The sequence below is a fragment of the Burkholderia sp. AU17457 genome, from assembly GCF_002223255.1.
Lineage (GTDB): Bacteria > Pseudomonadota > Gammaproteobacteria > Burkholderiales > Burkholderiaceae > Burkholderia > Burkholderia sola.
In genome coordinates this window covers 1,885,683-1,911,480 of sequence record NZ_NKFB01000005.1, presented here as the reverse complement: position 1 = coordinate 1,911,480, position 25,798 = coordinate 1,885,683, and the positions used below count along the sequence as shown (strand labels likewise).

General features: G+C 67.1%; 24 protein-coding genes. 15 read left to right on the top strand and 9 right to left on the bottom strand.

The window, feature by feature from the left end:
* The 3 genes from CFB49_RS25880 to CFB49_RS25870 all read left to right on the top strand — a co-directional run bounded on the left by CFB49_RS25880 (position 1) and on the right by CFB49_RS25870 (position 4,028).
* Positions 1 to 1,149 carry a hybrid-cluster NAD(P)-dependent oxidoreductase gene (locus CFB49_RS25880; protein WP_069617434.1) on the top strand — a complete coding sequence of 383 codons (1,149 nt, stop codon included), beginning with the start codon at positions 1 to 3 and terminating at the stop codon, positions 1,147 to 1,149.
* 134 nt (positions 1,150 to 1,283) lie between these two features.
* Positions 1,284 to 2,147: a glycine betaine ABC transporter substrate-binding protein gene (locus CFB49_RS25875; RefSeq protein ID WP_069617433.1), complete on the top strand. Its 864-nt coding sequence runs from the start codon at positions 1,284 to 1,286 to the stop codon at positions 2,145 to 2,147.
* A gap of 225 nt (positions 2,148 to 2,372) precedes the next feature.
* Positions 2,373 to 4,028 (top strand): APC family permease, encoded by a 1,656-nt coding sequence (locus tag CFB49_RS25870; protein WP_089436934.1) that lies wholly within the window; start codon positions 2,373 to 2,375, stop codon positions 4,026 to 4,028.
* Positions 4,029 to 4,194: 166 nt separating this feature from the next.
* On the opposite strand, the gene purU is transcribed toward CFB49_RS25870, so the two are convergent.
* Both purU and CFB49_RS25860 read right to left on the bottom strand, forming a co-directional pair.
* Positions 4,195 to 5,079, bottom strand: a complete 885-nt coding sequence (purU, locus tag CFB49_RS25865; RefSeq protein WP_069617431.1) for a formyltetrahydrofolate deformylase — start codon at positions 5,077 to 5,079, stop codon at positions 4,195 to 4,197.
* 191 nt (positions 5,080 to 5,270) lie between these two features.
* On the bottom strand, positions 5,271 to 6,176 hold the full coding sequence (locus CFB49_RS25860) for a choline sulfate utilization transcriptional regulator (protein ID WP_069617430.1): 906 nt from the start codon (positions 6,174 to 6,176) through the stop codon (positions 5,271 to 5,273).
* 240 nt (positions 6,177 to 6,416) lie between these two features.
* Here CFB49_RS25860 and betC point away from each other — a divergent pair, with 240 nt between their 5' ends.
* From betC to CFB49_RS25835, 4 genes are all read left to right on the top strand, one after another.
* Positions 6,417 to 7,952, top strand: coding sequence for a choline-sulfatase (gene betC / locus CFB49_RS25850; protein ID WP_089492671.1), 1,536 nt, complete (start codon positions 6,417 to 6,419; stop codon positions 7,950 to 7,952).
* A gap of 45 nt (positions 7,953 to 7,997) precedes the next feature.
* A complete protein-coding gene (choX, locus tag CFB49_RS25845) occupies positions 7,998 to 8,966 on the top strand; it encodes a choline ABC transporter substrate-binding protein (protein ID WP_089492670.1) in 969 nt (322 codons plus the stop codon).
* 260 nt (positions 8,967 to 9,226) lie between these two features.
* Positions 9,227 to 10,366, top strand: coding sequence for a porin (locus tag CFB49_RS25840; protein WP_089436931.1), 1,140 nt, complete (start codon positions 9,227 to 9,229; stop codon positions 10,364 to 10,366).
* Between the two features lie 247 nt (positions 10,367 to 10,613).
* On the top strand, positions 10,614 to 11,864 hold the full coding sequence (locus CFB49_RS25835; protein ID WP_089492669.1) for an MFS transporter: 1,251 nt from the start codon (positions 10,614 to 10,616) through the stop codon (positions 11,862 to 11,864).
* Between the two features lie 13 nt (positions 11,865 to 11,877).
* Here the strand turns inward: CFB49_RS25835 and CFB49_RS25830 are convergent, their stop codons facing one another.
* The 5 genes from CFB49_RS25830 to CFB49_RS25810 all read right to left on the bottom strand — a co-directional run bounded on the left by CFB49_RS25830 (position 11,878) and on the right by CFB49_RS25810 (position 17,880).
* Complete coding sequence (locus tag CFB49_RS25830; RefSeq protein WP_089492668.1) at positions 11,878 to 12,240, bottom strand: YbjQ family protein; 363 nt, start codon at positions 12,238 to 12,240, stop codon at positions 11,878 to 11,880.
* 132 nt (positions 12,241 to 12,372) lie between these two features.
* Positions 12,373 to 13,626: a M20/M25/M40 family metallo-hydrolase gene (locus CFB49_RS25825; RefSeq protein ID WP_089492667.1), complete on the bottom strand. Its 1,254-nt coding sequence runs from the start codon at positions 13,624 to 13,626 to the stop codon at positions 12,373 to 12,375.
* Between the two features lie 79 nt (positions 13,627 to 13,705).
* On the bottom strand, positions 13,706 to 15,418 hold the full coding sequence (locus CFB49_RS25820) for a M36 family metallopeptidase (RefSeq protein WP_089492666.1): 1,713 nt from the start codon (positions 15,416 to 15,418) through the stop codon (positions 13,706 to 13,708).
* Between the two features lie 478 nt (positions 15,419 to 15,896).
* Positions 15,897 to 16,841: a GlxA family transcriptional regulator gene (locus tag CFB49_RS25815; protein ID WP_089436927.1), complete on the bottom strand. Its 945-nt coding sequence runs from the start codon at positions 16,839 to 16,841 to the stop codon at positions 15,897 to 15,899.
* Positions 16,842 to 16,917: 76 nt separating this feature from the next.
* Positions 16,918 to 17,880 carry a helix-turn-helix domain-containing protein gene (locus CFB49_RS25810; RefSeq protein WP_089436926.1) on the bottom strand — a complete coding sequence of 321 codons (963 nt, stop codon included), beginning with the start codon at positions 17,878 to 17,880 and terminating at the stop codon, positions 16,918 to 16,920.
* Positions 17,881 to 18,120: 240 nt separating this feature from the next.
* Here CFB49_RS25810 and CFB49_RS25805 point away from each other — a divergent pair, with 240 nt between their 5' ends.
* From CFB49_RS25805 to CFB49_RS25775, 7 genes are read left to right on the top strand one after another with little or no spacing between them, the layout of a single operon-like run.
* Positions 18,121 to 19,278 (top strand): amine dehydrogenase large subunit, encoded by a 1,158-nt coding sequence (locus tag CFB49_RS25805; protein WP_089492665.1) that lies wholly within the window; start codon positions 18,121 to 18,123, stop codon positions 19,276 to 19,278.
* Between the two features lie 7 nt (positions 19,279 to 19,285).
* Positions 19,286 to 19,840: a MauE/DoxX family redox-associated membrane protein gene (locus tag CFB49_RS25800; protein WP_089436924.1), complete on the top strand. Its 555-nt coding sequence runs from the start codon at positions 19,286 to 19,288 to the stop codon at positions 19,838 to 19,840.
* Positions 19,837 to 20,472: a methylamine dehydrogenase accessory protein MauD gene (mauD, locus tag CFB49_RS25795; protein ID WP_089492664.1), complete on the top strand. Its 636-nt coding sequence runs from the start codon at positions 19,837 to 19,839 to the stop codon at positions 20,470 to 20,472. The genes CFB49_RS25800 and mauD overlap by 4 nt, the downstream gene beginning before the upstream one ends.
* A gap of 39 nt (positions 20,473 to 20,511) precedes the next feature.
* The gene (locus CFB49_RS25790; protein WP_089492851.1) at positions 20,512 to 21,057 is read left to right on the top strand and encodes a methylamine dehydrogenase light chain; all 546 of its coding nucleotides are present in this window, start codon (positions 20,512 to 20,514) and stop codon (positions 21,055 to 21,057) included.
* On the top strand, positions 21,054 to 21,554 hold the full coding sequence (locus CFB49_RS25785) for a c-type cytochrome (protein ID WP_089492663.1): 501 nt from the start codon (positions 21,054 to 21,056) through the stop codon (positions 21,552 to 21,554). Before CFB49_RS25790 ends, CFB49_RS25785 begins: the two co-directional genes overlap by 4 nt.
* Positions 21,551 to 22,087 (top strand): c-type cytochrome, encoded by a 537-nt coding sequence (locus tag CFB49_RS25780; RefSeq protein WP_089492662.1) that lies wholly within the window; start codon positions 21,551 to 21,553, stop codon positions 22,085 to 22,087. The genes CFB49_RS25785 and CFB49_RS25780 overlap by 4 nt, the downstream gene beginning before the upstream one ends.
* Before the next feature lie 33 nt (positions 22,088 to 22,120).
* Positions 22,121 to 23,626 (top strand): aldehyde dehydrogenase family protein, encoded by a 1,506-nt coding sequence (locus CFB49_RS25775; protein ID WP_089492661.1) that lies wholly within the window; start codon positions 22,121 to 22,123, stop codon positions 23,624 to 23,626.
* A 57-nt stretch (positions 23,627 to 23,683) separates the two neighbouring features.
* Here CFB49_RS25775 and CFB49_RS25770 read toward each other — a convergent pair whose 3' ends face one another.
* Positions 23,684 to 24,127 carry a DMT family transporter gene (locus CFB49_RS25770; RefSeq protein ID WP_069617414.1) on the bottom strand — a complete coding sequence of 148 codons (444 nt, stop codon included), beginning with the start codon at positions 24,125 to 24,127 and terminating at the stop codon, positions 23,684 to 23,686.
* Between the two features lie 121 nt (positions 24,128 to 24,248).
* On the opposite strand from CFB49_RS25770, the gene CFB49_RS25765 reads away from it, so the two are divergent.
* Complete coding sequence (locus tag CFB49_RS25765; protein ID WP_089492660.1) at positions 24,249 to 25,130, top strand: LysR family transcriptional regulator; 882 nt, start codon at positions 24,249 to 24,251, stop codon at positions 25,128 to 25,130.
* 62 nt (positions 25,131 to 25,192) lie between these two features.
* Here CFB49_RS25765 and CFB49_RS36465 read toward each other — a convergent pair whose 3' ends face one another.
* Positions 25,193 to 25,360: a hypothetical protein gene (locus CFB49_RS36465; protein WP_179234913.1), complete on the bottom strand. Its 168-nt coding sequence runs from the start codon at positions 25,358 to 25,360 to the stop codon at positions 25,193 to 25,195.
* Positions 25,361 to 25,798: the final 438 nt, after the last annotated feature.

Here is a 25,798-nt window from a genome sequence, read left to right as displayed (position 1 = left end):
ATGATGCGAGATGCGGCCAATTTCGAACCGGCGGACAGCCGGGTGACACACCCGGCCTTCTGGAACGCGCTGCCCGAGCGCTGGACGAGCGACGTCGAGGAAACGCTGGTGTGCTGCCACGTGCGGCAGGAAACGCACGACGTGAAGAGCTTCTTCTTCCGTTCACCGCAGGGCCGCACGTTCTCGTTCGAGCCCGGGCAGTTCATCACGCTCGAGCTCGACATCGACGGCGAGACGATCAACCGCTGCTACACGATTTCGTCGTCGCCGGCGCGGCCGCACACGATTTCGATCACGGTGAAGCGCGTGCCGGGCGGCAAGGTGTCGAACTGGCTGCACGACAATCTGCAGCCGGGCGCATCGGTGCGCGTGCTCGGCCCCGCCGGCGAATTCACGTGCGCGCGGCATCCGGCGCGCAAGTACCTGTTCCTGTCGGCCGGCTCGGGCATCACGCCGCTGATGTCGATGAGCCGCGCGCACCATGATCTCGCCGAAGATCGCGACATCCTGTTCGTGCACAGCGCGCGCACGCCGGACGACATCATCTTCGCGCGCGAGCTCGACCTGATCGCGTCGAACCACACGAATTTCCGCACGTCGTTCGTCGTCGAGCGTGTCGGCGCACGGACCAACTGGCCGGGCGTCACGGGCTTCCTGACGCTGCCGCTGCTGAAGCTGATCGCGCCGGATTTCATGGAGCGCGAGATCTTCACGTGCGGCCCCGCGCCGTACATGAAGGCCGTGCGCGACCTGCTCGACGAAGCCGGTTTCGATCGCAAGCAGTATCACGAGGAAAGCTTCTCGTTCGAAACGCTCGCGCAGACCGCGAGTGACGAAGTGCTCGCCGAACTCGTGCCGCCGGCGGAAGGCGGCGACGCCGCGACGAAGCAGTACACGGTCAGCTTCGCGAAGAGCAACCGCGAGATCGCGTGCGGCTCGGAGCAGCACGTGCTCGACGCGGCGCGCCAGTCGGGCGTGCGGCTGCCCGCATCGTGCACGCAGGGCATGTGCGGCACCTGCAAGGTGAAGCTCGTGTCGGGGCAGGTCGAGATGAAGCACAACGGCGGTATTCGCCAGCGCGAGATCGATCAGGGAATGGTGCTGCTGTGCTGCAGCAAGCCGCTGTCGGATCTCGTGATCGACAAGTAGTCGAGATGCGCCGTCGGCGGTCCGGGCGCGTCGCGTCCGGACAAGCATCTGTCGGAAAACAACGATACCGCGGATTTGTGGTTGAAGAACCTAGAGAGACAACGCGCACGGTGCGCAGACCAAGGAGATCGACCATGAAATTGTTCGGAAAACTGTTTTGGACCGGCACCCTGTCGGCGATGGTGGCATTGAGCGCATCGGCGCTCGCCGATACGAAGCCGACGCTGAAAATCGGCTACGTCGAAGGCTGGGACGACAGCGTCGCGACGTCGAACGTCGCGGCCCGCGTGATCGAGAAGAAGCTCGGCTACGAGGTGAAGCTCGTGCCGGTCGCTGCCGGGATCATGTGGCAGGGCGTCGCGCGCGGCGATCTCGATGCGACGCTGTCCGCATGGCTGCCGGTCACGCACGGCTCGTACTGGAGCGAATACAAGAGCAAGGTCGTCGACGTCGGCGCGAACTTTCCCGACGCGAAGATCGGCCTGATCGTCCCGGATTACGTGAAGGCGAAGAGCATCGAGGATCTGAACGCCGAGAAGAGCAGCTTCGGCGGCCGCATCGTCGGCATCGATGCCGGTGCGGGCGTGATGCGCAAGACCGACGAAGCGATCAAGAACTACGGGCTGAGCTACACGCTGATGCCGAGCTCGGGCAGCGCGATGACGGCCGAGTTGTCGCGTTCGGTCGGCGCGAACAAGCCGGTGATCGTGACCGGCTGGGCGCCGCACTGGATGTTCGCGAAGTGGAAGCTGCGCTTCCTCGAGGATCCGAAGAAGGTGTTTGGCGGTGCCGAGCACGTCGACAGCGTCGTGAATCCGGGCCTCGAAACCAAGGCGAAGCCGGTCGTCGCGTTCCTGAAGAAATTCCAGTGGAAGCCGGGTGAAATCGACAGCGTGATGCTGGCGATCCAGAACGGTTCGAAGCCGGAAGCGGCCGCGGATGCGTGGATTGCAGCGCATGCCGACCGCGTGAATTCGTGGACGGAAGGCGCGCAGTAAGCACCTCGACATACGTCGTACGAATCGTCATAAAAATACGCCGGGAATGGCATGCAGGAATCCGAAATAATCAGGATGCAATGCGGCCATATCCCGGAATTCTTTTGCGGATTCTGCAAAAAAGCGCGTAAGTTGCTACACTAGCGCCCTTGTGCGGAATCATCTGCTTTGCATCGGAGCAGCGTAAACGCTGAAGCGCTTACGTTGATCGAGAGGAGGAATTGGATGAGTCAAGCAGGACTGCGTGCGAATCGCACCAGTGATGTCGAGGCAACCATCTCACATGATTCGACGGGCCACACGCTGCATCGTGGCCTGACCTGGAAAGACGCTTTTTGGGTGACGAGCGGCGTGCCGGCAGGTGTGCTGTTCACGATCGGCGGCGTATGCGCGACGATCGGCCAGCCCGCGTGGGCGATCTGGATCGCCGCGATCACGATGGGGCTGATTCAAAGCGCGACTTATGCGGAAATATCCGGGCTATTTCCCCATAAATCGGGCGGCGCGTCGGTGTATGGCGCGATTGGCTGGGTCCGTTACAGCAAGCTGATTGCCCCGGTTTCCGTGTGGTGCAACTGGCTCGCGTGGTCGCCGATGCTTGCGCTCGGCTGCGGCCTCGCGGCGAGCTATGCGCTCACGAGTCTCTTTCCCGCCAATGCGGCGGTGCTGCACTGGCAGCTCAAGGTGGCGGATCTCGGGTTCATCAAGCCGGGTCTATCCCTGCGAATCAACGCGACGTTCATCATCGCGACGATTCTGCTTCTCATCACGTTCAAGCTTCAGCACAGCGGCGCGTCGAAGGCCGCACGTACGCAGCGCATTCTCGGCATTGCGTCGCTCACGCCGCTCTTGATCGTCGGCATCGTGCCGTTCGTCACCGGCGACGTGCCGATGTCGAACCTGCTTCCGCTGCTGCCGCTCGGTCACGACGCGCAGGGCAACCTCACGGCCGCGACCTTCGGCTCGTGGAACGGGCAAGGCGTGACGATGGCGCTCGGCGCGATGTTCATGGCCGGCTGGGCGTCGTACGGTTTCGAGACGGCCGTCTGCTACACGCGTGAATTTCGCGATCCGCGGCGCGATACGGCCAAGGCGATCTTCTGGTCGGGGGCGCTGTGTCTCGTCGTGATGACGCTCGTCCCGCTCGCGTTCCAGGGCGCGCTCGGCACGCAGGCGATGCTCGATCCGGCGATCGGCGACGGCACCGGCGTCGCGGCCGCGATGGCGAAGATCGTCGGCGGCGGCGCGTGGGTCGCGAATGCGGTCGTCGTGATGCTGATGCTGTCGATCCTGCTGATCGTGATGACGTCGATGATGGGCTCGTCGCGCACGCTGTACCAGGCGTCGGTCGACGGATGGCTGCCGAAGTACCTGTCGCACGTGAACGAGCACGGCTCGCCCACGCGCGCGATGTGGACCGACCTCGGTTTCAACCTCGTGTTGCTGATGATGTCGGACTACATGACGGTGCTGTCGATTTCGAACGTCTGTTACATGCTGTTCGTATTCCTGAATCTTCAGTCGGGCTGGATCCACCGGATGGATCGCGGCAACTGGGATCGGCCGTTCCGCTGCCCGACCTGGCTGCTCGTCGGCGGCGCGATCTGCGGGTACGCGAACCTCGTCTACGTCGGCGCGGGCGCGAACCTGCAAGGCGAAGGCACGCTGCGCAACGGGCTGATCGCGATGCTGCTGATCGTGCCGGTGTTCCTCTATCGCCACTACTGGCAGGATCGCGGCCGTTTCCCGGCGCAGATGCAGCGCGACATGGAGCTGGAAGTGCCGAAGCGCGCGCTGTGGCTGAGCCTGATGCCGTATGCGGCGCTGATCGGTGCGGCGTTGACGATCGGGTTGTCGTACTACTTCGCGTGGATGAAGTGACGCGGTAATGCGCGCGTGTCACGGCACGCGATGGCTTCGGAAACCGCACACGGGGCCATCGCGCGAAGCGCCGGCGCAGCACGACGACAAACAAGGCCCAACCGGTTGCGTGCCGGTTGGGCCTTGTTCGTTTACACCGCGTTCGAGCGCGGCTGCGATGATCGGGTTACGGGAACACCACCGTCCGATCCCCGTTCAAGAACACCCGTCGCTCGATGAACGCCTTCACCGCACGCGCGAGCGTGAGGCTTTCGACGTCGCGCCCCACCGCGAGCAGTTGCTCCGGCCGCAGCGCATGATCGACGCGCTCGACGACCTGCTCGATGATCGGGCCTTCGTCGAGATCGTCGGTGACGAAGTGTGCGGTCGCGCCGATCAGCTTCACGCCGCGCGCATGGGCCTGGTGATACGGCTTCGCACCCTTGAAGCCGGGCAGGAACGAGTGATGGATGTTGATCGCGCGGTTCGCGAGCTTCGCGCTCGTCTCCTGCGACAGCACCTGCATGTAGCGCGCGAGGATCACGAGCTCGGCGCCGCTCGATTCGAAGAAGTCGAGCCATTGCGCTTCCTGCTGCGCCTTGGTGTCGGCCGTGATCGGGAAGTGGCGGAAGGGCAGCCCGTGCTGTGCGGCGAGCGGCTCGAAGTCGGGGTGGTTCGACACGATGCCGACGATGTCCATCTTCAGCTCGCCCATCCGCCAGCGGAACAGCAGATCCGCGAGGCAGTGCTCGAGCTTCGACACCATGATCAGCACCTTCGGCCGCGCGTTGACGTCGTGGATCGCCCATTGGATGTCGCCGTCGTGGCCGCCAAGTCCGGCCGCGATCGGCCCGAATTCCTGGCGCAGCGCGTCGATCTGCAGCGTCTCATCCGTCGGATGAAAGACGCAGCGCACGAAGAAGCGGTTGCTGAGATCGTCGTCGAACACGTTCAGCGCATCGACGTAGCAGCGATGGCGATCGAGAAAGCCGACGACGGCGGCGACCTGACCGGCCGCGCTCGGGCACGACAGTGTCAGGACGAATTGATCGGGGCGGTGCTCGGCGGTCATGAGACTCCTCGGATGGCATGGGGGCGCATGGCCGCGCGACGGCGCACGACAGCGCCGCGCCGCGCGGGTAGCGGGAGGCTCAAGTAAATCAGGACGATTCCGGGGCGGATAGAACCAACGCGCCGTGTGGCTGGTATCGGCGCGCCAGCGGGGCCGGGAGCGGGGAAGGGGAACGGGGCGGGCGCGCCGCGTCAGGCCGCCGCGCACGCGTCCAGCAGCCAGCGCCGGAACACGTGGGTCGCGTCCGGCTCGGGCCGCTGCGGCGGGCGCACCAGGAAGTAGCCGCGCGACGTGACGACGGGCGCGTCGACCAGCTTCACGAGCTGGCCGGACGCGACGAGTTCGTCGACGAGCGGCGCCCAACCGAGCGCGACGCCTTCGCCGAGCAGCGCCGCATGAATCACGAGCGCATAGCTGTTGAAGGTCACGCCGCGGGCGGCGGCCGGCGGTTCGAGCCCGTGTGCGTCGAACCAGCCTGACCACGACAGCCAGCGCTCGGGGCGGGTCGGCTGCACGTGCAGGAGCGGCAGCGCGAGCAGGTGGTCGGCCCGCGCGACGTCCGGGTGCGCGTCGCGAAACGCGGGCGAGCAGACGGGCGTGACGGATTCCGGAAACAGCCGCGCGGCCGTGCACGACGGCCAGTGGCCGTCGCCGAACAGGATCGCGATGTCACCGTGGTCGCGCTGCGCGTCGTAATCCTGTGACGTGACGACGCGCACGTCGACGTCCGGCATCACGTGTTTCAGCCCGCCGAGGCGCGGCATCAGCCAGTAGGTTGCGAAACCGAAATCGGTGACGATCGTGAGCGCGCCGTGCTCGCGGCGCGCGCGCAGCGTCGCGGTCGCGCCGCGCAGCGTGTCGAGGCTCAGCCGCACGGCTTCGTACAGGCACTGGCCGTCGGCCGTCAGCGTGACGCCGCGCGGGCTGCGTTCGAACAGTGGCACGCCGAGTTCGGCTTCGAGCTGGAACACCTGCTGGCTCACGGCCGGCTGCGTCGAGCCGAGCTCGCGCGCGGCGGCCGTGAAGCTCGCGAGCCGGGCGGCCGATTCGAACGCGCGCAGCGCCTGCATCGACGGTAACGGTTCGGATTTCGACATAAGTCCCTCTAATGGCCCCATAAGGGCCGGACGCCTACCCGCGCGAATTCGGGCGGGCGATAGTGCAGCGGACGGTGCGGCAGATGCGCTTCATGCGCGAGCGCGCCACGCTTTCCGCGATTCTAGCCAGCGCGGCCCCTGCGCGCGGCGGTTTCTGCGGATCGCCTCCGTCATGCCGGACGGCTCGCTGCCCGAGCGACGAGCCGTTCCATTCGAACACCGCTTTCCCCACGATCGCCGATGACGAACCCGACACCCAACATCCTGATCCTGATGGCCGACCAGCTCACGCCGTTCGCGCTGCCCGCGTACGGCAACCGCGTCGCCCGCACGCCGACGCTCGACCGGCTCGCCGCCGAAGGCGTGGTGTTCGACGCCGCGTACTGCGCGAGCCCGCTATGCGCGCCGTCGCGCTTCTCGCTGCTGACCGGCAAGCTGCCGTCGGGCATCGGCGCCTACGATAACGCCGCCGAATTGCCGGCGCAAACGCTGACGTTCGCGCATTACCTGCGCGCGGCCGGCTACCGGACGATGCTGTCCGGCAAGATGCATTTCTGCGGGCCCGATCAGTTGCACGGCTTCGAGGAGCGCCTCACGACCGACATCTATCCGGCCGATTTCGGCTGGGTGCCCGACTGGGACAGCCCGATGGAGCGGCCGAGCTGGTATCACAACATGAGCTCCGTGCTCGATGCGGGCCCGTGCGTGCGCACGAACCAGCTCGACTTCGACGACGAAGTGACGTTCGCCGCGAAGCAGAAGCTGTACGACGTCGCGCGCGAACGCGCGGCCGGCCACGATGCGCGGCCGTTCTGCATGGTCGTGTCGCTGACCCATCCGCACGACCCGTATGCGATCACGCGCGAATACTGGGATCTGTACGGCGACGAAGACATCGACCTCCCGGCCGTGCGGCTCGATGCGGCCGAAAGCGATCCGCATTCGCAGCGGCTGCGCTTCGTCTGCGAAAACGACCGTACGCCGCCGACCGACGCGCAGATCCGCGCCGCACGCCGCGCGTATTACGGCGCGACGTCGTACGTCGACACGCAGTTCGGCAGCGTGCTGGCCGCGCTCGAGCAATGCGGGTTCGCCGACGATACGATCGTGATCGTCACGTCCGACCACGGCGACATGCTCGGCGAGCGCGGGCTCTGGTACAAGATGACGTTTTTCGAAGGCGGCTGCCGCGTACCGCTGATCGTCCATGCGCCGGGCCGCTTCGGCGCCGCGCGCGTGCGCGGGCCCGTGTCGCACGTCGACCTGCTGCCGACGCTCGTCGATCTGGCCGGCGCGGCGCCCGCCGGCGGCTGGCCCGACGCGGTCGATGGCGCGAGCCTCGTGCCGCATCTGCACGGCACGCCCGCGCACGACGTCGCGCTCGGCGAATACCTCGCGGAAGGCGCGCTCGCGCCGATCGTGATGATTCGGCGCGGCGACTGGAAATACGTGCATTGCCCGGCCGATCCCGACCAGCTCTACCACCTGTCGGACGACCCGCGCGAGCTGGCGAACCTGGCCGGGCAGCCGGAAGCCGCCGACGTGCTCGCCGCATTCCGCGCGGAGGCCGCGCAGCGCTGGAACCTGCCCGAACTCGACCGGCAGGTGCGCGCGAGCCAGCGGCGCCGGCGCTTCCATTACGCGGCGACGACGCAGGGCCGCATCCACGCGTGGGACTGGCAGCCGTTCACCGACGCGAGCCAGCGCTACATGCGCAATCACATCGAACTCGATACGCTCGAGGCGATGGCGCGTTTTCCGCGCGTCGGGCGCTGAACGTCCCGCATCGCGGTCATTGAAGAACGACGGAGGAAGCGACCCATGAAACGGCAACGCAATGCAGCAATCCGAAGAATCGGCGCGGCGCTCGCCGCCGCCGCGTGCGTGGTGGCGACGCAGCCAGCGTCCGCCGCCGATCCGCAGACCTGCGGCGACGTGAAGATGGCGGCGCCGGGCTGGACCGACATCGACGCGACGAACGCGATGGCGGGCGTCGTGCTGAAGGCGCTCGGCTACCGGCAGGACGTCGCGAACCTGTCGGTGCCGATCACGTATCAGGGCTTGAAGAAAGGGCAGGTCGACGTGTTCCTCGGCAACTGGATGCCCGCGCAGGCGCCGCTCGTGAAGCCGTTCGTCGACGAGAAGTCGATCGACGTGCTGCACGCGAACCTGAGCGGTGCGAAGTTCACGCTCGCGGTGCCCGACTACGTGGCCGCGGCCGGCGTGCACACGTTCGCCGATCTCGCGCGCTATGCGGACCGCTTCGGCGGCAAGATCTACGGGATCGAGCCCGGCGCGCCCGCGAACCAGAACATCAAGCGGATGCTGTCCGACCACGCGCTCGGGTCCGCGAACTGGTCGCTCGTCGAATCGAGCGAGACGGGCATGCTCACGCAGGTCGAGCGCGCGGTGCGCGACAAGCGCTGGATCGTGTTTCTCGCGTGGGAGCCGCATCTGATGAACACGAAGTTTCATCTGACGTATCTGTCGGGCGGCGATGCGTACTTCGGCCCGAACTACGGCGGTGCGACGGTCAACACGGTCACGCGTGCCGGGTTCGCCGGCCAGTGCACGAATCTCGCGCGGCTGTTCCGGCAGATGACGTTCTCCGTCGACGTCGAGAACCGGATGATCGCCGACATGCTCGACCACAAGACGTCGCCCGCGCTCGCGGCGCAGCGTGCGCTGAAGGCCGAGCCCGCGCTGGTCGCCGGCTGGCTCGACGGCGTGACGACGGCCACCGGCGCACCGGGCCTGCCGGCCGTGCGCGCGGCCCTCGACGGTCGCTGATTGCCTCCCGCCGGGCGGCCGGTCTTTGCCGTGCCGCCCGTCTCGGTGTTTTCCCGACCCGTCGCATCGTGACCATTTAGTGTCGCCTTCAGACGGGTGACCGGAAATATGGGTTTGTATTTTTCGCCAATGGCTGCGTTATTGCGGAAAACGAAATACCGGAGCCAGCGGGGCGGTCTGAATTCGAATCCACCGGCGCACCGCGGCACGCGCCGGGACGAGATTCTATCCATCGAACGGTTCAGGGAGGGTGGTCGACAATGAAGCACACGAAAGTTGCCGTAGCTGCCGCGCTTGCATGCGCGGCCTGTATTCCCGCCATCGGCCATGCGCAGAGCAGCGTGACGCTGTACGGGATTCTCGACGCCGGTATCACCTACGTGAACAACACGGGCGGCTCGCACGTGGTCAAGTTCGACGACGGCGTCGCCTACGGAAACCGCTTCGGCCTCAAGGGCACGGAAGACCTCGGCGGCGGCCTGAAGGCCGTGTTCGTGCTCGAGAGCGGTTTCCGTCTCGGCAACGGGCAACTCGGCTTCGGCGGCGCCGAATTCGGCCGGCAGGCGTATGTCGGCCTGCAGAACGACTGGGGCACGCTGTCGTTCGGTAACCAGCTCGACATCACGAACGAACTCGTATCGATCTACAACATCTCGGCGTGGGGCAGCGGTTATGCGATCCACCAGGGCGACTTCGACCGCTTCAACGGTGACCGCCTGCCGAACTCGGTGAAGTTCCTGTCGAACGACATGAGCGGCTTCAAGTTCGGCGCGATGTACTCGTTCGGCAACGTCGCGGGCAACTTCCATCGCAACAGTGCATGGAGCGCGGGCGCGAGCTTCACGAAGGGCGATTTCTCGATCGGCGCCGCCTACACGCGCCTGAACAACCCGAACGGCATCTACGCGTTCGACCCGTACGCGATGATCGGCACGCACACGTTCCTCGGCCAGCAGACCGTTACCGTCGATCCGGCGACCGGCGCGCGTACCGACCTGTTCGCGAACACGCCGATGGGTGTCGACAGCCAGGGCACGTTCGGCATCGGCACGAGCTACACGATCGGCAAGCTGACGCTCGACGCCAACTACTCGTACACGACGATCAAGGGCTTCGGCCAGTCGTCGCACATGCAGGTGTACGAAGGCGGCGGCCTGTACCAGTTCACGCCGGCGCTGAGCTTCATCGCGGGCTACCAGCACACGCGCTTCGAAGGCCACCACTGGAACCAGGGCACGGCGGGCCTGCACTACCTGCTGTCGAAGCGCACCGACATCTACATCTCCGGCGATTACCTGCGCGCGTCGCAGGGCGTCGATGCGGTGATCGGCTACAGCTTCACGCCTTCGACGACGCAGACGCAGGCCGACGTTCGGATCGGGATGCGGCATTCGTTCTGAGCGAGCAGGTGCAGTCGATGTAGTGACGTCTTCAGCGAGGTCTCTCTTTGGCGCGAACCGCGGTTCGCGCTTTTTTTTGTGCGATGCGCCGGCTCGACGGGGCGCGTGGCCGGCGGCCGACCGGTTTTCCGCGGTTGGCATATCATCGCGGTTTGGCCGCGTCCGCACCGTTGCCGCGCGCACGCACTCGCGTGTGTCGTCGTTTCCCGAACGGTCGCGGTGCGCAGCGCCAGCCGCCGAGATTCCGATGACCACCCCCGTGCCCGATTCCAGTCCTTTATCCCCGTTACCCGCCAACCTGTTCCGCCACGCGCCGTTCCAGCGTTTCTGGGGCACGCGCGTGATGTCGTCGCTGGCTTTCCAGATCCTGTCGGTCGCGATCGGCTGGTATGTGTACGCGCTCACGCACAGCGCGTTCGCGCTCGGTCTCGTCGGCCTCGCGCAGTTCGTGCCGATGTTCGCGCTGACGCTCGTCGTCGGGCAGGTGGCCGACCGCTACGACCGCCGGCGCATCGCGACGATCTGCCAGAGCGTCGAGGCACTGGCCGCCGGCGTGTTCCTGCTCGGCGCGGCCCAAGGGTGGCTGGCCGCGCCGGCCGTGTATGCGCTCGCGGCGGTCGTCGGCACGGCGCGCGCGTTCGAGTCGCCGTCGGTGTCGTCGTTGTTGCCGGCCGTCGTACCGCGCACCGACCTGCCGCGTGCGACCGCACTATCGACGTCCGCGAACCAGGCCGCGCAGATCCTCGGGCCCGCGTTCGGCGGGTTGCTCTATGGTGTCGGCGCGCCCGTCGCGTTCGGCACGAGCGTCGCGGCATTCGCGATCGCGGCGATGCTGAGCGGCACGATCCCGCTGCGCAGCGCACCGCCCGCTCGCGAGCCGGTGACGCTGCGCTCGGTGTTTTCGGGCATCGCGTTCATCCGGCGCGAACCGGCGATTCTCGGCGCGCTGTCGCTCGACCTGTTCGCGGTGCTGTTCGGTGGCGCGACCGCGCTGCTGCCGATCTACGCGCGCGACATCCTGCAGGTCGGCCCATGGGGCCTCGGCGCGTTGCGCGCGGCGCCGGCGGTCGGCGCACTCGCGGGCACGCTGTGGCTCACGCGTTTCCCGTTGAAGGGGCGGCCGGGCCGCGCGATGTTCGGCGGCGTGATCGCGTTCGGCATCGCGACGATCGTGTTCGGGTTGTCGCGGCATTTCGCGTTGTCGCTCGTGGCGCTGGCTGTGCTCGGCGCGTCGGACGTGATCAGCGTCGTCGTGCGCCTGTCGCTCGTGCAACTGCGCACGCCCGACGACATGCTCGGTCGCGTGAGCGCGGTCAACTCGCTGTTCATCGGCACGTCGAACCAGCTCGGCGAATTCGAATCGGGCGTGACGGCCGCGTGGTGGGGCGCGCCGGCCGCGATCGTCGTCGGCGGCGCGGCGACGATCGCCGTCGCGCTCGCATGGATGCGGCTGTTTCCGCAGCTCACGAACATGAAGTCGCTCGAACGCGACGGGTGACGCGCGTCACACGTCATGCATCCTGTGTCACGCGCACGGCCGTGCCGTAGCAGATGACTTCGGTCACGCCGGCGCCGATCTCGGTGGAGTCGTAGCGCATCGCGACGATCGCGTTCGCGCCGAGCGTGCGCGCGTCGGCGAGCATCTTGTCGAACGCCTGCTCGCGCGCCTTCTCGCACAGCGACGTATAGAGCGTGATGTTGCCGCCGAAGATCGTCTGCAGCGACGCGCCGAACGAGCCGACGATCGAGCGCGACCGTACGACGATGCCCTGCGCGACGCCGAGTGAGCGAACGGTCGTATGGCCGGGCAGGTCGAAGGCGGTCGTGACGCGGGCGGGCGACAGATCGTCGATGGAGCGGATGGGTTCGGTCATGGTGGGCAAGCGTGTGGCGAGTGGTCGAACGACGATTCTAGCCGGACGGACGAAAGGCATTCGAACGGGCGCACCCACGCGAGTGGACGCCCGTCTCGTTGCCGAACGCGAAAGCCGCTCGACGAAGCACGCTCAGCGCTTGACCGTCGCGCCGGCAATGCCGCCGAGATCGACCGCATAGGCCAGTGCCAGCTTGCCGAACTTCAGCGCATGGTTCGCCTGTCGATCCGAGTTCTCCAGCGTGTCGTTCACCGTGTGGATGTACGGGCTGTCGTTCTGGTCGGCCTCGAACGGGAACGATGCCGGATACCCCTGCGCATTCCACGACGCGTGATCCGAGCACGCATAGCCGCACTGCGACGTGCCGATCGCGAGCTCAGGCAGATAGGTCGACGCCAGATTCTTCACATAGGTGTTCTGCGCCGCGTTCGTGTAGTCGGTGATCAGGTAGATATCCTTCGGATCGCCCTTGTAGTTCGTCATGTCGAGCTGCAGCACGCCGACCACGTTCGCATTCTGCGTGCGGAACTGCTTCGCGATCGCCTTCGAGCCGAGCAGGCCGGCTTCCTCGGCCGCATACCCGACGAACTTGATGGTCCGTTTCGGCCGGTAGTTGTTCGCGAGCAGCACGCGCAGCGCCTCGGTCAGGCTGGCGATGCCCGACGCATCGTCGTCGGCGCCGGGCGAGCGCGTGTTTTCCGTCGTGCGGCCGACGGTCGAATCGAGGTGGCCGCCGAGCACGACCGTGCCCGCGGCCGGATCGCTGCCGCGAATCGTCAGGATCACCGATTTCTGCGGAAAGCCCGTGTGCGAGAACTGTTCGACGGTGATGTCGGTGCGTGAGCCTGCCAGCTGCTTCCACTGCAGTGCGAGCCAGTCGGACGCGGCGACGCCGTGCGACGTCGTGTAGTAGCGGTTCGTGAAGCCGGACAGCGACGTGATCGTGCCGACGATGTTGCTGGCTTGCAGTTGCTGGACCCACGTGCCGATCTGCGACACGTTCGATACCGTGTACGCGGAGGCGGCGGCCTGTTTTGCGAGCGTCGCCGGCAACGGTTGCAGCGCCTGTCGCGCGTCGTCGAACGAATCGTGCACGACGTAGCCGGGCCCGTGGCCGCGCATGCGATGAACGGCGCGGGCCAGCTCGCCGAGCCGCGCATCGTCGATCTCGACGACGTGAACGGTTTCGCGGCGCGCGGCGCCGTCGGCCGCCTTGCCGGCATCGACGCTCGTGCTGTACTGCGCGGTTGCGGTCGCATCGATGCGTTGAAGCTGGCGGAACGCGGTGTCGCCGAGCGTGATCCAGACGGGTGTCGCGTGCGCGGCGGCGGTCAGCAGCATGCCGCCCAGCGCGGCGCTCAGACGGGTCGGTTTCAGAGTAGGCATGTTCGATCTCGTGAGGATGGCGATGTCGATGAAGGGAGCGCGCCGCAGGTCGTGCGATGCGCTCCCGCCTGCTGCGGGATTACGACTTCTGCGGAACGGTCACGCCGTACGTGCAGCTCTTGTTGTACGCGTTGCCGATCGCGGTGAGCTGCGCGCTGCTGTAGCCGAGCGCGGATGCGGCCGTCAGCACGGCCTGCGCGGCAGCCTTCTGGTTGGTCGAGCTGTTGGTCATCGACAGCCCTTTCAGGAACGCCTTGTCCATCGCCTGCGCGCCGATCGCATCGCGCGCGACGAGGTTGCACGACGCCCAGTACTGGCCGGCCGTGTGGATCTCCGCGCCGCGCGCCTGCGCATAGGTGCGGCCGACGTTCCAGTTGGTCACGCGGCCGCCCCAGAACTCGTTGTGACCGTCCCAGTTGTAGACCCAGTGATACTGCGCATCCGACGGGCTCCACTGGTTGAAGTCGCGGCTGTACGCGGCGGCGAGATAGTCGCCGGTGCCTTCCGACAAGCCTTCCTGTTGCGACAGGCCGCCGTTGGTGACCCAGTCGTGGATGCCGTGGCCGAGCTCGTGGATCACGACGTCCGCGTCTTCCGCGTCGTCGACGCCGCCCTGCCCGAACGTCAGCCGGCCGCTGCTCGACGAATACGACGAGTTGTCGTCGCCCGATTCGCCGTGCGGGTCGTACTGCACGCCGCCCGTGTACTGGTACGGCAACGCCTTGATGCCGAGCGTCTGGTTCACGTACCGCAGGAACGTGTCGATGTGGTAGTACACGTTCACGGCCTCGAAATACAGGTTGCCGCGCGTGAATTCGAACGCGGGCGTGGACTGCGACGGGCAGGCCTTGTCGAGCGGCGCATCGAAGTCGATGCACGCCGCGTACGGGCCCGTCAGCGTGTAGCGCGTGCCCGACTGCGCGAGATCCTTCAGCGTCACGCGTACGCGCGCCGCCGTGAGCTGTGTCGAATCGGCGTCGTTGCTGTCCTTGTAGCCGGTGCTGCCGTAGCTGCTTTTCGACGGCGACAGCGGATCGGGGCGGAACACGAAGCCGGTGCCGTCGGTCGCGTAGAACGCCTTGTCCTCCGCGCGCAGCACTTCGCCGCTGCCCGAGTCGATCAGCAGTTCCCAGTCGCCTTTCGGGCCGTCCTGCGGGCGGCCGCGCACCTTCCACGCGGTGTGCGTGCCGGCCTTGTCGACGAATGCGACGAGCTGCGCGTCGAGATGCGTGAAGCCGCTCACGCCGAGATACGCACGAGCGCGTTCGAGCGCCTGCTGCTGGTCGACGGCCTGCGACTTGCGCGTCGTCGCGACCACGCCGTTGATCGTGTTGCTCGCGACGTACAGGATGCGGCCGTCCTTCGCGACGGTCACCGCGATGTCGCTGCCGTACACGGGCAGCCCGGCGGCCTGCTGCTGCAGGCGCACGACGGTGAAGTCGGCGTCGTTGCGCTCCGACGTGACGACGAGGCTCGCGAGCGCGGCCGCGTCGAGCCCGAGCTGCGCCGCTTGCGACGCGACGAAGTCGCGCGCGGTCGCGGCGGGCGTCGCGGCGGCCTTTTTGGCGCGATAGGCCGGGTTGTACAGCGTGACGGCGACGCCGTCCGCACGGAATTGCCCGGCGGCCGTGTCGGCCTTCGCGGCCGGCGGCGCGACGCCGCGCGTCAGGCTTTCGCGCAGGCTCGCGGCCTGCGGATTCGACACTTTCGTATCGGCCTGGGTGCCGCCGACGATGCCGAAACCGAGCACGAGACCCAGGGCGAGCGGCAATGCTTTGCGTGATGTCTGCATACGTGATCCTCATCTCAACGGTTGGACACGCCCGCGCGCTCGTGGCGAGCAGGCACGACACGGCCCGCGCGCCGGTTCGATGGAACCGGTGCGGCGAAGCGGTGCTGGGGGGCTCGACTGACTAAGGAAACCTAACTGTCAGGTCGAAAAGAAGCGGGCAGGCGAGGCGGAGGAGAAGCGAACGGCAGGCAGGTGCGGCGACGGCGAATCGAGCATCGTCATGTCATACCCCTCGGATCGATCGTGATATCGGCAGGCAGCCTGCGTGGCGCGACGCGCGCGAGATGCGGCATGCGTGTCGTTAGGCTGCCTATCTAACTTTTTTTGGTATGTTACAGAATATTTTCAACGACATTCCAGATTATTTTCGACGACCGCTTCGGTTCGTCGACCAGTCGTCGACATTGTTCAGCGAACGGAAGGAAACGCTGCCGGAACGCGCAATACCGCGCCCGATTGTGATCAAAAACCGGGACGATCAGCGCGTCGCGCGCCGGTCGCTGCGCGGGCTCATCCCGAATCGGGCGCGATAGGTGCGCGAGAAATGGGACGGCGATTCGAAGCCGCATGCGACGCACACCGACGTGATGCTCATGTCGGTCTGCTGCAGCAGTTCGCGCGCGCGATCGAGGCGCAGGTTCAGGTAGAAGCGCGTCGGCGTGTCGTTCAGCGTCGCGCTGAACAGCCGTTCGAGCTGGCGCCGCGTGATCGACACCTCCTGCGCGAGCGCGTCGGAGCCGAGCGGGTTCTCCATGTGCCGCTGCATCGTGCCGATCACCTGGATCAGCTTGCGGTTGTGCACGCCGTAGCGCGCGGCGATCTCGAGCCGCTGGCTGTCCGAGCGCTGCCGGATGCGGCTGACGACGAACTGCTCGGAAATCGCGGCCGCGAGATCGGCGCCGTGCCGGCGGCCGATCAGGTCGAGCATCATGTCGATCGACGCGGTGCCACCCGCGCACGTGATGCGCCGGTCGTCGATCTCGAACAGTTCCTGTGTCGCGTTCAGGCCGGGATAGCGCTCGCGGAACGCGGCCAGCGCTTCCCAGTGCAGCGTGAGCGATTGCGATGCGTCGAACAGCCCGGCTTCCGCGAGCACGAAGCTGCCCGTGTCGATGCCGCCGAGCGTGGCGCCGTGCCGGTGCTGGCGGCGCAGCCAGTCGCCGAGCGTGCGCGTGTAGCACACGAGCGGATCGAAGCCGGCGACGACGAACACCGTATCGACCTGCGGGACGTCCGCGCACGCGGCTTCGGCGGCGACCGGAATGCCGTTGCTCGCGGCCACGGGCGCGCCGTCCGCGCTGATCACGTGCCAGCGATACAGCTCGGTGCGAAAGCGGTTCGCGACGCGCAGCGGCTCGACCGCGGACATGAAGCCGAGCGCGGAGAAGCCGGGCAGCAGCAGGAAGTGAAAATCCTCGGGCATCGGGGCGTGGGGTGGAGGCGGGCGCGGCACGCGCGCCGAACGTTCAAGCCGGGATTATCGCGGGTTTTTCCGGCGCTCAGCGCGTTTTTGCACGATGCACCGTCCGGCGCGCCGTCGTCGACGGCAATTCGCCGAATTGCGCCTTGTACGCGTTCGCGAAATGCCCGAGATGCATGAAGCCCCAGCGCGCGGCCGCTTCGCTGATCGGCAGGTCGGATTGCCGCGTGTCGAGCAGCAGGCGTCGCACCTGCGCGAGGCGCAGCGAGCGCGTGTAGTTGAGCGGGCTCGTCTGCACGACCGACTGAAAGCTGTTCTGCATCGTGCGGCGGCTCACGCGTAGTTGCGTGCACAGGCTCAGGATGTCGACGGGCGCTTCCGGGTGCTCGATCACGTAGTCGTGCACGCGGCGCACGATGTCGGCGTGGCAGGCATGCGTGAGCCGGTTCGACGGCTCGGGCATCCGGTACGTGAGGAGATCGACCAGCACGTTGCCGACGTCGGCGCGCAGCGCGTGCTGCGCGGGTGGCGCGTCGAAGGCATCGGGCGCCGACAGCACGCGTTCGAGCAGCGTCGCGAGTTGCATGCTCGCGCGGTCGCGCGCGGCGACCGGCACCTCGACGACGCCGCGCCGCAGCGCGCGGGCGTCCAGCCGCACGTCGGCCGCATCTTCGATCTGCTGCATCAATTCGGGCTCGACGACCACGCCGATCAGCGACATGTCGTCGGGCGAATGGAGTTCGAACGGTGTGCCGCCGCGCGCCATCACGATCGTGCCGCGCTCGAGGCGCGCATCGCCGAACGCGAAGGTGCCCGAGCCGGTGAGCGGCATGCCGAACACCGTATGGCCGTGCGGCAAACATCCGCGCTGGATGATGCGCACGTTCGCCGCTTCCTGGAACAGCTGCGCGCCGTCGAACACCGCGTGTTTGACCGCGCTGCGATACGAGCCGGACCCGATCTGGTCGTAACGCTGATTCCAGCCGCGCAGCGCCTCCGCATGCCGGTCTGCGTCGTCGAACCTCTGATGTAACACGAGCACGGCGCCTCCGGCGATCGTTCGGACCGCGCAAGATTAAACCGACCGGGAAGTCGGCGCAATACGGGGCAGCGCTATTCCGGGCGCGGGTTTCAGAGGGTCGGAAGGGGCGGCGCGACGAGGCTTTCACATGCATTTCCAATATCCCGAATCGGCACGTACGCGTTGCCGGTCCGGGTGCTGACGGGATTTATTGTCGAACTACAGTCGCCCCACATAACGTGAATCCCCACTGGAGGCGGCATGAGGACAAGGCGACGAACCGCGGCGCTCGCGGCGACGCTGGCGTTGGCGGCGGCATGGGCCGGCAGCGCGAGCGCGACGGAAAAACCCGAAGAGCTGGTCGTGCAGAAGATGCCGCCGTGGCATCCGCACGAGGTCTATATCGTCGACATCTCGATGCCGTCGATGACCGACGGGCGCATCTACGTGTACGACGCGGATGCGAACAAGCTGCTCGGCCAGATCGACGGCGGCTTCGCCCCCGGCTTTGCGATCTCGCCCGACCGCAAGACGAGCTTCGTCGCGACGACCTATTTCTCGCGCGGCTCGCACGGCACGCGCACCGACGTCGTCGAGATGATCGACAACACGACGCTCGATCACGCGGGCGAGATCGTGATTCCGGCGAAGCACGGCCAGCACGTGCCGTCGCCGTACAACACCGCGTTCAGTGCCGACGGCAAGCGGCTGTACGTCGCGAACATCACGCCGGCCGCATCGGTGACGGTGATCGACGCCGTCTCGAAGCAGGTGCTGTCGGAGATCGACATGGCCGCGTGCGTGCTCGCGTACCCGTCGGGCAACGACCGTTTCACCGCGCTGTGCGAAAGCGGTAAGGCCTTGACCGTCACGCTCGATGCGAACGGCAAGGAAACGAAGCGCACGATGTCGGACGCGTTCATCGACGTCGACAAGGATCCGGCGTTCGTGAACGCATCGCGGTACAACGGCGGCTATCTGTTCACCACGTACGGCGGCAACGTGCGCAGCGCCGATTTCAGCGGCGACAAGCCGGCGTTCGGCAAGGCGTGGCCGCTGCTGACGGACGCCGAGCGCGCCGAAGGCTGGCGTCCGGGCGGCCTGCAGCAGACGGCCGTGCACGCGAAGCAGCACCGTTACTACGTGCTGATGCACAAGGGCGCCGACGGTTCGCACAAGGACCCGGGCACGCAGGTGTGGGTCTACGACCTGAAGACGAAGCAGCGCGTCGCGCGCTGGGATCTCGCGCAACAGAAGATCGAGCCGCTCGTGTCGATTCAGGTCAGCGAAGACGACAAGCCGCTGTTCTACGGGCTGACGGCGACCTCCGACCTCGTCGTGATGGATGCGCGCACCGGCACGCTGCGGCACGTCGAGAAGCAGATCGGCAATACGTCGTCGCTGCTCGTCAACCCGTGAGGCCGCGATGACCGTCGATCCCGTACTCGCCACCAGCGCGCAGGCTGGCGCGGCCGCCGTCGTGCTGCTCGGCGCCTTCGCGAAGATGCGCCGTCCCGCCGCGTTCCGCCAGGCGCTCGCCGGCTATCGGCTGCTGCCCGATGCGTTGACCGCGCCCGTCGCGTTCGCGATTCCGCTCGCGGAATTCGTCGCCGCCGTGGCGCTGCTGTTTCCGGACACGCGCACGGCCGGCGCGACGGGGCTGATCGCGCTGCTCCTGGCGTTCGCGGCCGGCCTCGCGATCAACCTGCTGCGCGGCCACACCGACATCGACTGCGGCTGTTCCGGCTTCACCGCCGCCCGTGCGGACGCGCCGCACGGCATCGGCTGGCTGCACGTCGGCCGTGTGCTGCTGCTCGTCGTGCTCGCTGCGACCGCATTCGTCGAACCGGGTACGCGCGCCGTCGTGTGGTTCGACTACCTGACGCTGTCCTTCTCCGTGCTGCTGATCGTCTGCGCGTTGCTCACCGTCGACGTGCTGCTCGCCAACGTCCCGCGCCTTTCTCATCTGAGGAATTCATGATGCAAACCGCTCTTACCGTTTCCACCGCCCTGTTGTGGGTGGCCGTCCTCGCGCTCGGCGCGATCTCTCTCGCGCTGGTGCGCCAGATCGGCATCCTGTACGAACGCATCATGCCGGCTGGCGCGCTGATGATCGACAAGGGGCCGGCGGTCGGCGCGATCGCGCCGACGTTCGAACTGACCGACATTCGCGGCTCGCAGGTGAAGGTCGGCGGCATCGATGCAGCGGGCAAGGCCACGCTGCTGTTCTTCCTGTCGCCGACGTGCCCGGTCTGCAAGAAGCTGTTGCCGCTGCTGCCGTCGCTGCAGGCCAGCGAGGCGACGCCGGTGAACATCGTGCTCGCGAGCGACGGCGATGCCGTCGAACATGCGCGCTTCGCGCAGAAGCACGACCTTGGGCGCTTCCCTTACGTGCTGTCGCAGGAGCTCGGCCTCGCGTACCAGATCGGCAAGCTGCCGTATGCGGTGCTGCTCGACGAAACGGGCGCCGTGCGCGCGAAGGGGCTCGTCAACACGCGCGAGCATCTCGAGAGCCTGTTCGAGGCGAAGGAGCGCGGCGTCGCGTCGCTGCAGCAGTTCGTGCACGGCGATCACGGCCACGGCGCCCACGACGCGCACGCGCGGCACGCATGACCGGCCGGACCTTTTTCAACGTCATTGGAGAACGACGACATGGGCGTGTTTGATTCATGGTTCGAGCGGTCGGCGCGCGGCGTCGCGCAGCACAGTTCGCGGCGCAGCGCGATGGCGAAGCTCGGCAAGGTGCTGGTGGGGTCGGCGCTGCTGCCGCTGCTGCCCGTCGATCGCACCGCGTATGCGGCCGATGCGGCATCGGGGGCGTCGGCCGCATCCGGCGCCGCCGCGGCGAGCGCGAGCGACGACCCGACGAGCTGCGACTACTGGAAATACTGCGCGATCGACGGCTGGCTCTGCAGCTGCTGCGGCGGCACGTCGAGCAGTTGCCCGCCGGGAACGACGCCGTCGCCGATCACGTGGATCGGCACCTGCCGCAATCCGCACGACGGTTCGGACTACATCGTGTCGTACAACGACTGCTGCGGCAAGACTTCGTGCGGCAAGTGCTTCTGCAATCGCAACGAACGCGAGAAGCCGCTGTACAAGCTGTCGCTGAACAACGACATCAACTGGTGCATGGCGAACGGTAATTCGAATTACCACTGTTCGGTTTCGGTTCTGCTCGGAGCGGCCAAGCAATGAAAGTGAAGCAGGCAGGAAAGATCATCGTTGCATGCATGGCGGCCGTTGCGGCCTGCGCGTTGCCCGGCGCGGCCCGCGCACAGGAAACCGTGCATTACCCGGCCGGAAAAAGCCTGTTCGATGCACAGTGCGCGGTGTGTCACCAGGCGGGCGGAAAAGGGCAGGACGGCCTTGCGCCGCCGCTGACCGAGTATCCGGGCAAGTACGCGACGGTGGAAGCCGGGCGGGCGCAACTGATCGCGACGCTGCTGCACGGGATGTTCGGCGAGATCCAGGTGCACGACAAGCGCTACAACTTCAAGATGCCGTCGTTCGCGATCGCGAGCGACGACGACATCGCGCACGTGCTCAACTACGTCGTGTTCGACCTCAACGCGCAGCACGGCGACGCGAAGCCGTTCACCGCGGCCGATATCCGGGCGGCGCGCGCGAAGCAGATGGACGGCACGGCCGTGCATGCGCAGCGCGCGGTGGTGATCAAGGGGCTCGGCCTGTGAACGGCATCCGCGCGTCCTTGCAGGGCACGCGGTGCGCGCCGCCGTCGCGGTTCGACGGCGTGGCGCATCGCGTGTCGTGCTGGCTGCTGCTGTCGGGCGCTGCGGTCTGCGCGTCCGTCGCGTCCACGCCAGCACAGGCCGACGGCGCGGCCGACACCGCGCTCGCTCGGCAGCACTGGGTGCTCAACTGCATGGGCTGCCATACGGCGACGGGCGGCGGCATTCCCGGCAAGGTGCCACCGCTCGCGAATTCGCTCGGCTATTTCACGCATCTGCCCGCCGGACGCGAGTACGTGATGCGCGTGCCCGGCGCGTCGAACTCGGCGCTGTCGGATCGGGAGCTGGCTGACGTGCTGAACTGGGTGCTCACGACGATGAACCGCGATGCGTTGCCGCGCGACTTCAAGCCGTATACGGCCGCCGAAGTCGCCGCGCACCGCCGCCCCGCGCTGTCCGACGTCGCGACCGTGCGCGCCGGTCTCGTCCGCGCGTTGCAGGCGCGCGGGATCGACAGCGTCACGGAGCGCTACTGACCGACTCACTCAACGAATCAAGGAAACATGAACATGGAGACGAACGAAATCTTTGCGCTGCTCGACGCAACGCGTGCGTTTCTCGCGAAGCCGAAGAAGATGCTGATCGGCGCCGAGTGGAGCGACGCCGCGTCGGGCCGCCAACTCGATGTCGTGAACCCGGCCGACGGCGCCGTGATCGCGCGCGTGCCCGAAGCGGACGAGCGCGACGTGCAGCAGGCGGTTGCCGCCGCGCGCCATGCATTCGATGCGGGTCCGTGGCGCAACGCGAAGACCACCGATCGCGAGCGCCTGATGCTCGTGCTCGCCGACCTGATCGAAGCCAACGCGCGCGAGCTTGCCGAGATCGAATCGCTCGACAACGGCAAGCCGGTGACGGTCGCGCAGGGGCTCGACGTCGCGATGGCCGCGCAGTGTTTCCGCTACATGGCCGGCTGGGCGACGAAGATCGAAGGCAGCGTGATCGACGCCGGCATGCCGTACCTGCCGGGCAGCGAAATTTTCGCGTATACGCGCAAGGAACCCGTCGGCGTGGTCGGCGCGATCATTCCGTGGAATTTTCCGCTGCTCATGGCCGCGTGGAAAATCGCGCCGGCGCTCGCGACCGGTTGCACCGTCGTGCTGAAGCCTGCCGAAGACACGCCGCTGAGCGCATTGCGGCTGGGCGAGCTGATCCAGGCGGCCGGGTTCCCGGACGGCGTCGTCAATATCGTCACCGGCTACGGTCACACGGCCGGCGCGGCGTTGTCGCGCGATTCGCGCATCGACAAGATCGCGTTCACCGGGTCGACGCAGACGGGCAAGACGATCGGCCACGCGGCGCTCGACAACATGACGCGGATGTCGCTGGAACTCGGCGGCAAGTCGCCGGTGATCGTGCTGCCCGACGTCGATCTCGACAAGGCCGCGCAGGGCGTCGCGAACGCGATTTTCTTCAACCAGGGGCAGGTGTGCACGGCCGGTTCGCGCGCGTACATCCACTCGAAGGTGTTCGACGGCGTGATCGAGCGCGTCGCGAAGCTTGCCGCGAGCCTGAAGATCGGCCCCGGGATGGACCCGGCGACGCAGATCGGCCCGCTCGTGTCGGCGAAGCAGCTCGAGCGCGTGTGCGGTTATATCGACTCGGGGTTCGGCGAGGGCGCGCGTGCGGCGGCGGGCGGCCGCGCGCTCGATGGCCCCGGCTTCTTCGTCGAACCGACGGTGCTGGTCGATACGACGCAGGCGATGCGCGTGGTGCGCGAGGAAATCTTCGGGCCGGTGCTCGTCGCGATGCCGTTCGACGACGTCGATACGGCCGTGCGGCTCGCGAACGATACGCCGTACGGCCTCGGCGCGAGCATCTGGTCGAACGATCTTGCGGCGATCCACAAGCTGATCCCGCGTATTGCCGCGGGCACCGTGTGGGTCAACTGCCATTCGCTGCTCGACAACGCATTGCCGTTCGGCGGGATGAAGCAATCGGGCTTCGGCCGCGAACTCGGCCGCGCGGTGATCGACCAGTACACGGAGAGCAAGTCGGTGATGATGAACTACGCGTGAGCGTCGCGGCGCGTGCGTGCATTGCCGATACGCCGGCCCCGCACGCGCGCGCCGCCGTCACGCGCGGATCAGCACGACCCCGACGATGAGGCACGCCGCGCCGGCAATGCGGATCGCGCTCGCCGAATGCTGCGGGATGCCGAGCACCCCGAAGTGGTCGAACACGAGCGCGCCGGTCATCTGCCCGACGACGATCAGCGCGAGCGTCGTCGCCGCGCCCAATCGCGGCACCATCAGGATCGCGACGCCGACGAATACCGCGCCGAAGAATCCGCCCGTCCAGCTGAACCACGACCCCGCACCGGACAACGTGCCGCTCACGCGCGGGTGAGGCGACAGCAGCGCGACCGCCAGCATCGCGGCGAGGCCGACGACGTAGCTGACCGACCCGGCCCACCATGGCGAACCGATCTGCGCGCGCAGGTTCGCGTTGAGCACCTGCTGCAACGCAACGCTGATGCCGGCCGCCACGACCAGCAAATAAGACAGGACGGTAGTCACGAAGATGAACGCTCCGAAAGCGTGGCCGCAACGGTGATGCGGGCACGGAAGGCTTTCATTCTGCGGAACGCGCCGGTATAACGCAAATATCGAATCCGGCGCTCATCCATCTCGTTTCGGTATGCCATCACTCCGACAAATCCAGTATTTCCTGACCGTGGCGGACCTCGGCGGCTTCACGCCGGCCGCGGGTGCGCTCCACGTCGCGCAGTCGGCGCTCAGCCGGCAGATCGGCCAGCTCGAGGACGAACTCGGGTTCGTGCTGTTCGACCGCGAGCCGAGAGGCGTGCGGCTCACGCCGGCCGGCGCGCTCTACCGCGAACGCGTGGCGTCGATCCCGGCCACGCTGACGGCGGCCGCCGACGAAGGTGCGCAGTTGTCGCGCGGGGAGGCCGGCGTGCTGCGGCTGCTGCATTCCAGTACCGTGCCCGTCGGCAGCCTGATGCCGGATCTCGACCGCTTCATGCGCGATTGTCCGGGCGCGCGCATCGATCTCGACCGCGCATCGTCCGAGGATCAGGTGACGGACATCGCGAACGGTCAGGCCGATGTCGGGATCGTCCGGTTGCCGGTGCTGCGGCGCGATGCACGCGTGCGTTTCGTCGAACTGGCGGCCGAACGCCTGTGCGCGGCGGTGCCGGCCGATCATCCGCTCGCGGGCCGCAAGCGCGTCGCGATCGCGCGGTTGCGGCGCGAGCCGTTCGTATCGGCCGTGTATCGGGAGCGGGGCGGCCTCGCGCGCGTCGTGATCGATCTGTGCCTGAAGCGCGGCTTCGTGCCGGCGGCCGCGCGGATCGTGTCGCCGAAGACGTCGATGTTGAATCTCGTCGCGGCCGGCCGGGGCGTGGCGATCGTGCCGGCGCGGATGGCGAGCATCGGGATCGACGGCGTCGTGTTCGTGCCGATTTCGGACGAGGATGCGAGATCGGTGTGCGCGCTGGTGTTGCCGGTCGAACCGACGGTGCTCGCGCAGGCGTTCGTTCGAGTGGTGACGGCGGGCTAAACGCGCCGCATCGCCACCGTACCGGCCCGCGAGTTCGGCTGGCCTGCGCCCGACGTCGATACTCAGACGCGGTACCCCGCATCGTGCATCAACCGGCGCGACGCGTCGCCGCGCGGGCCTTCCGCATCGAATTGCGCGCGAAGTTTCGCATCCGCGCCGCGCATCACGCCGCGCTGCATGGGCACGATAAGGGCGACAAGGGCGACGACGAAGAAAGCGGCAAGCATCATGGTGTTCCTTGGCGGAAAGACCGGAGACGGACATCGCGACGGCCGGCCGTGTCCGTGCGCGTCCGTTACAGCGACGCGCAACGGCCGGACACGAGGCGGCACGGCAACAGGCGGGCCGCGCGCGATCGCCCGGCGACTGCCAGCATAGGGCCGGTCAACCGGATCCGGCGACCTGTCGGAAATCCGTCAGCAAAGCCATGGCGGAATCGAAAGGTGTGCGCCGCATCCGGGCAATCCCGCCGCTCCCAAGAAAAACCCTAGACCCCCGTCCATCAAGCCTCAGACGAAATCTAGTGGTTTCCACTCATAGTCGCAAACAGGCAAGAACAGGTCGCCGCCGGTCTTCTCGCGGCGAATATGGCTCGTTACTTTTACTCCCACGATGCAGGCCGGCGCACACTCCGCGCACCGGCTGCCGCGAGACCAACCGGGAGGAAC

What these genes read in the sequence shown, in the direction of transcription:
- CFB49_RS25785 (WP_089492663.1), top strand. Translation starts at nt 21,054, where the DNA reads ATGAAAGTGAAGCAGGCAGGAAAGATCATCGTTGCATGCATGGCGGCC.
- CFB49_RS25860 (WP_069617430.1), bottom strand. Translation starts at nt 6,176, where the DNA reads ATGTCGAAATCCGAACCGTTACCGTCGATGCAGGCGCTGCGCGCGTTC.
- CFB49_RS25870 (WP_089436934.1), top strand. Translation starts at nt 2,373, where the DNA reads ATGAGTCAAGCAGGACTGCGTGCGAATCGCACCAGTGATGTCGAGGCA.
- CFB49_RS25775 (WP_089492661.1), top strand. Translation starts at nt 22,121, where the DNA reads ATGGAGACGAACGAAATCTTTGCGCTGCTCGACGCAACGCGTGCGTTT.
- CFB49_RS25875 (WP_069617433.1), top strand. Translation starts at nt 1,284, where the DNA reads ATGAAATTGTTCGGAAAACTGTTTTGGACCGGCACCCTGTCGGCGATG.
- CFB49_RS25790 (WP_089492851.1), top strand. Translation starts at nt 20,512, where the DNA reads ATGGGCGTGTTTGATTCATGGTTCGAGCGGTCGGCGCGCGGCGTCGCG.
- CFB49_RS25800 (WP_089436924.1), top strand. Translation starts at nt 19,286, where the DNA reads ATGACCGTCGATCCCGTACTCGCCACCAGCGCGCAGGCTGGCGCGGCC.
- CFB49_RS25765 (WP_089492660.1), top strand. Translation starts at nt 24,249, where the DNA reads ATGCCATCACTCCGACAAATCCAGTATTTCCTGACCGTGGCGGACCTC.
- choX (WP_089492670.1), top strand. Translation starts at nt 7,998, where the DNA reads ATGAAACGGCAACGCAATGCAGCAATCCGAAGAATCGGCGCGGCGCTC.
- CFB49_RS25835 (WP_089492669.1), top strand. Translation starts at nt 10,614, where the DNA reads ATGACCACCCCCGTGCCCGATTCCAGTCCTTTATCCCCGTTACCCGCC.
- CFB49_RS25825 (WP_089492667.1), bottom strand. Translation starts at nt 13,626, where the DNA reads ATGCCTACTCTGAAACCGACCCGTCTGAGCGCCGCGCTGGGCGGCATG.
- CFB49_RS25830 (WP_089492668.1), bottom strand. Translation starts at nt 12,240, where the DNA reads ATGACCGAACCCATCCGCTCCATCGACGATCTGTCGCCCGCCCGCGTC.
- CFB49_RS36465 (WP_179234913.1), bottom strand. Translation starts at nt 25,360, where the DNA reads ATGATGCTTGCCGCTTTCTTCGTCGTCGCCCTTGTCGCCCTTATCGTG.
- mauD (WP_089492664.1), top strand. Translation starts at nt 19,837, where the DNA reads ATGATGCAAACCGCTCTTACCGTTTCCACCGCCCTGTTGTGGGTGGCC.
- betC (WP_089492671.1), top strand. Translation starts at nt 6,417, where the DNA reads ATGACGAACCCGACACCCAACATCCTGATCCTGATGGCCGACCAGCTC.
- CFB49_RS25880 (WP_069617434.1), top strand. Translation starts at nt 1, where the DNA reads ATGATGCGAGATGCGGCCAATTTCGAACCGGCGGACAGCCGGGTGACA.
- purU (WP_069617431.1), bottom strand. Translation starts at nt 5,079, where the DNA reads ATGACCGCCGAGCACCGCCCCGATCAATTCGTCCTGACACTGTCGTGC.
- CFB49_RS25820 (WP_089492666.1), bottom strand. Translation starts at nt 15,418, where the DNA reads ATGCAGACATCACGCAAAGCATTGCCGCTCGCCCTGGGTCTCGTGCTC.
- CFB49_RS25815 (WP_089436927.1), bottom strand. Translation starts at nt 16,841, where the DNA reads ATGCCCGAGGATTTTCACTTCCTGCTGCTGCCCGGCTTCTCCGCGCTC.
- CFB49_RS25805 (WP_089492665.1), top strand. Translation starts at nt 18,121, where the DNA reads ATGAGGACAAGGCGACGAACCGCGGCGCTCGCGGCGACGCTGGCGTTG.
- CFB49_RS25840 (WP_089436931.1), top strand. Translation starts at nt 9,227, where the DNA reads ATGAAGCACACGAAAGTTGCCGTAGCTGCCGCGCTTGCATGCGCGGCC.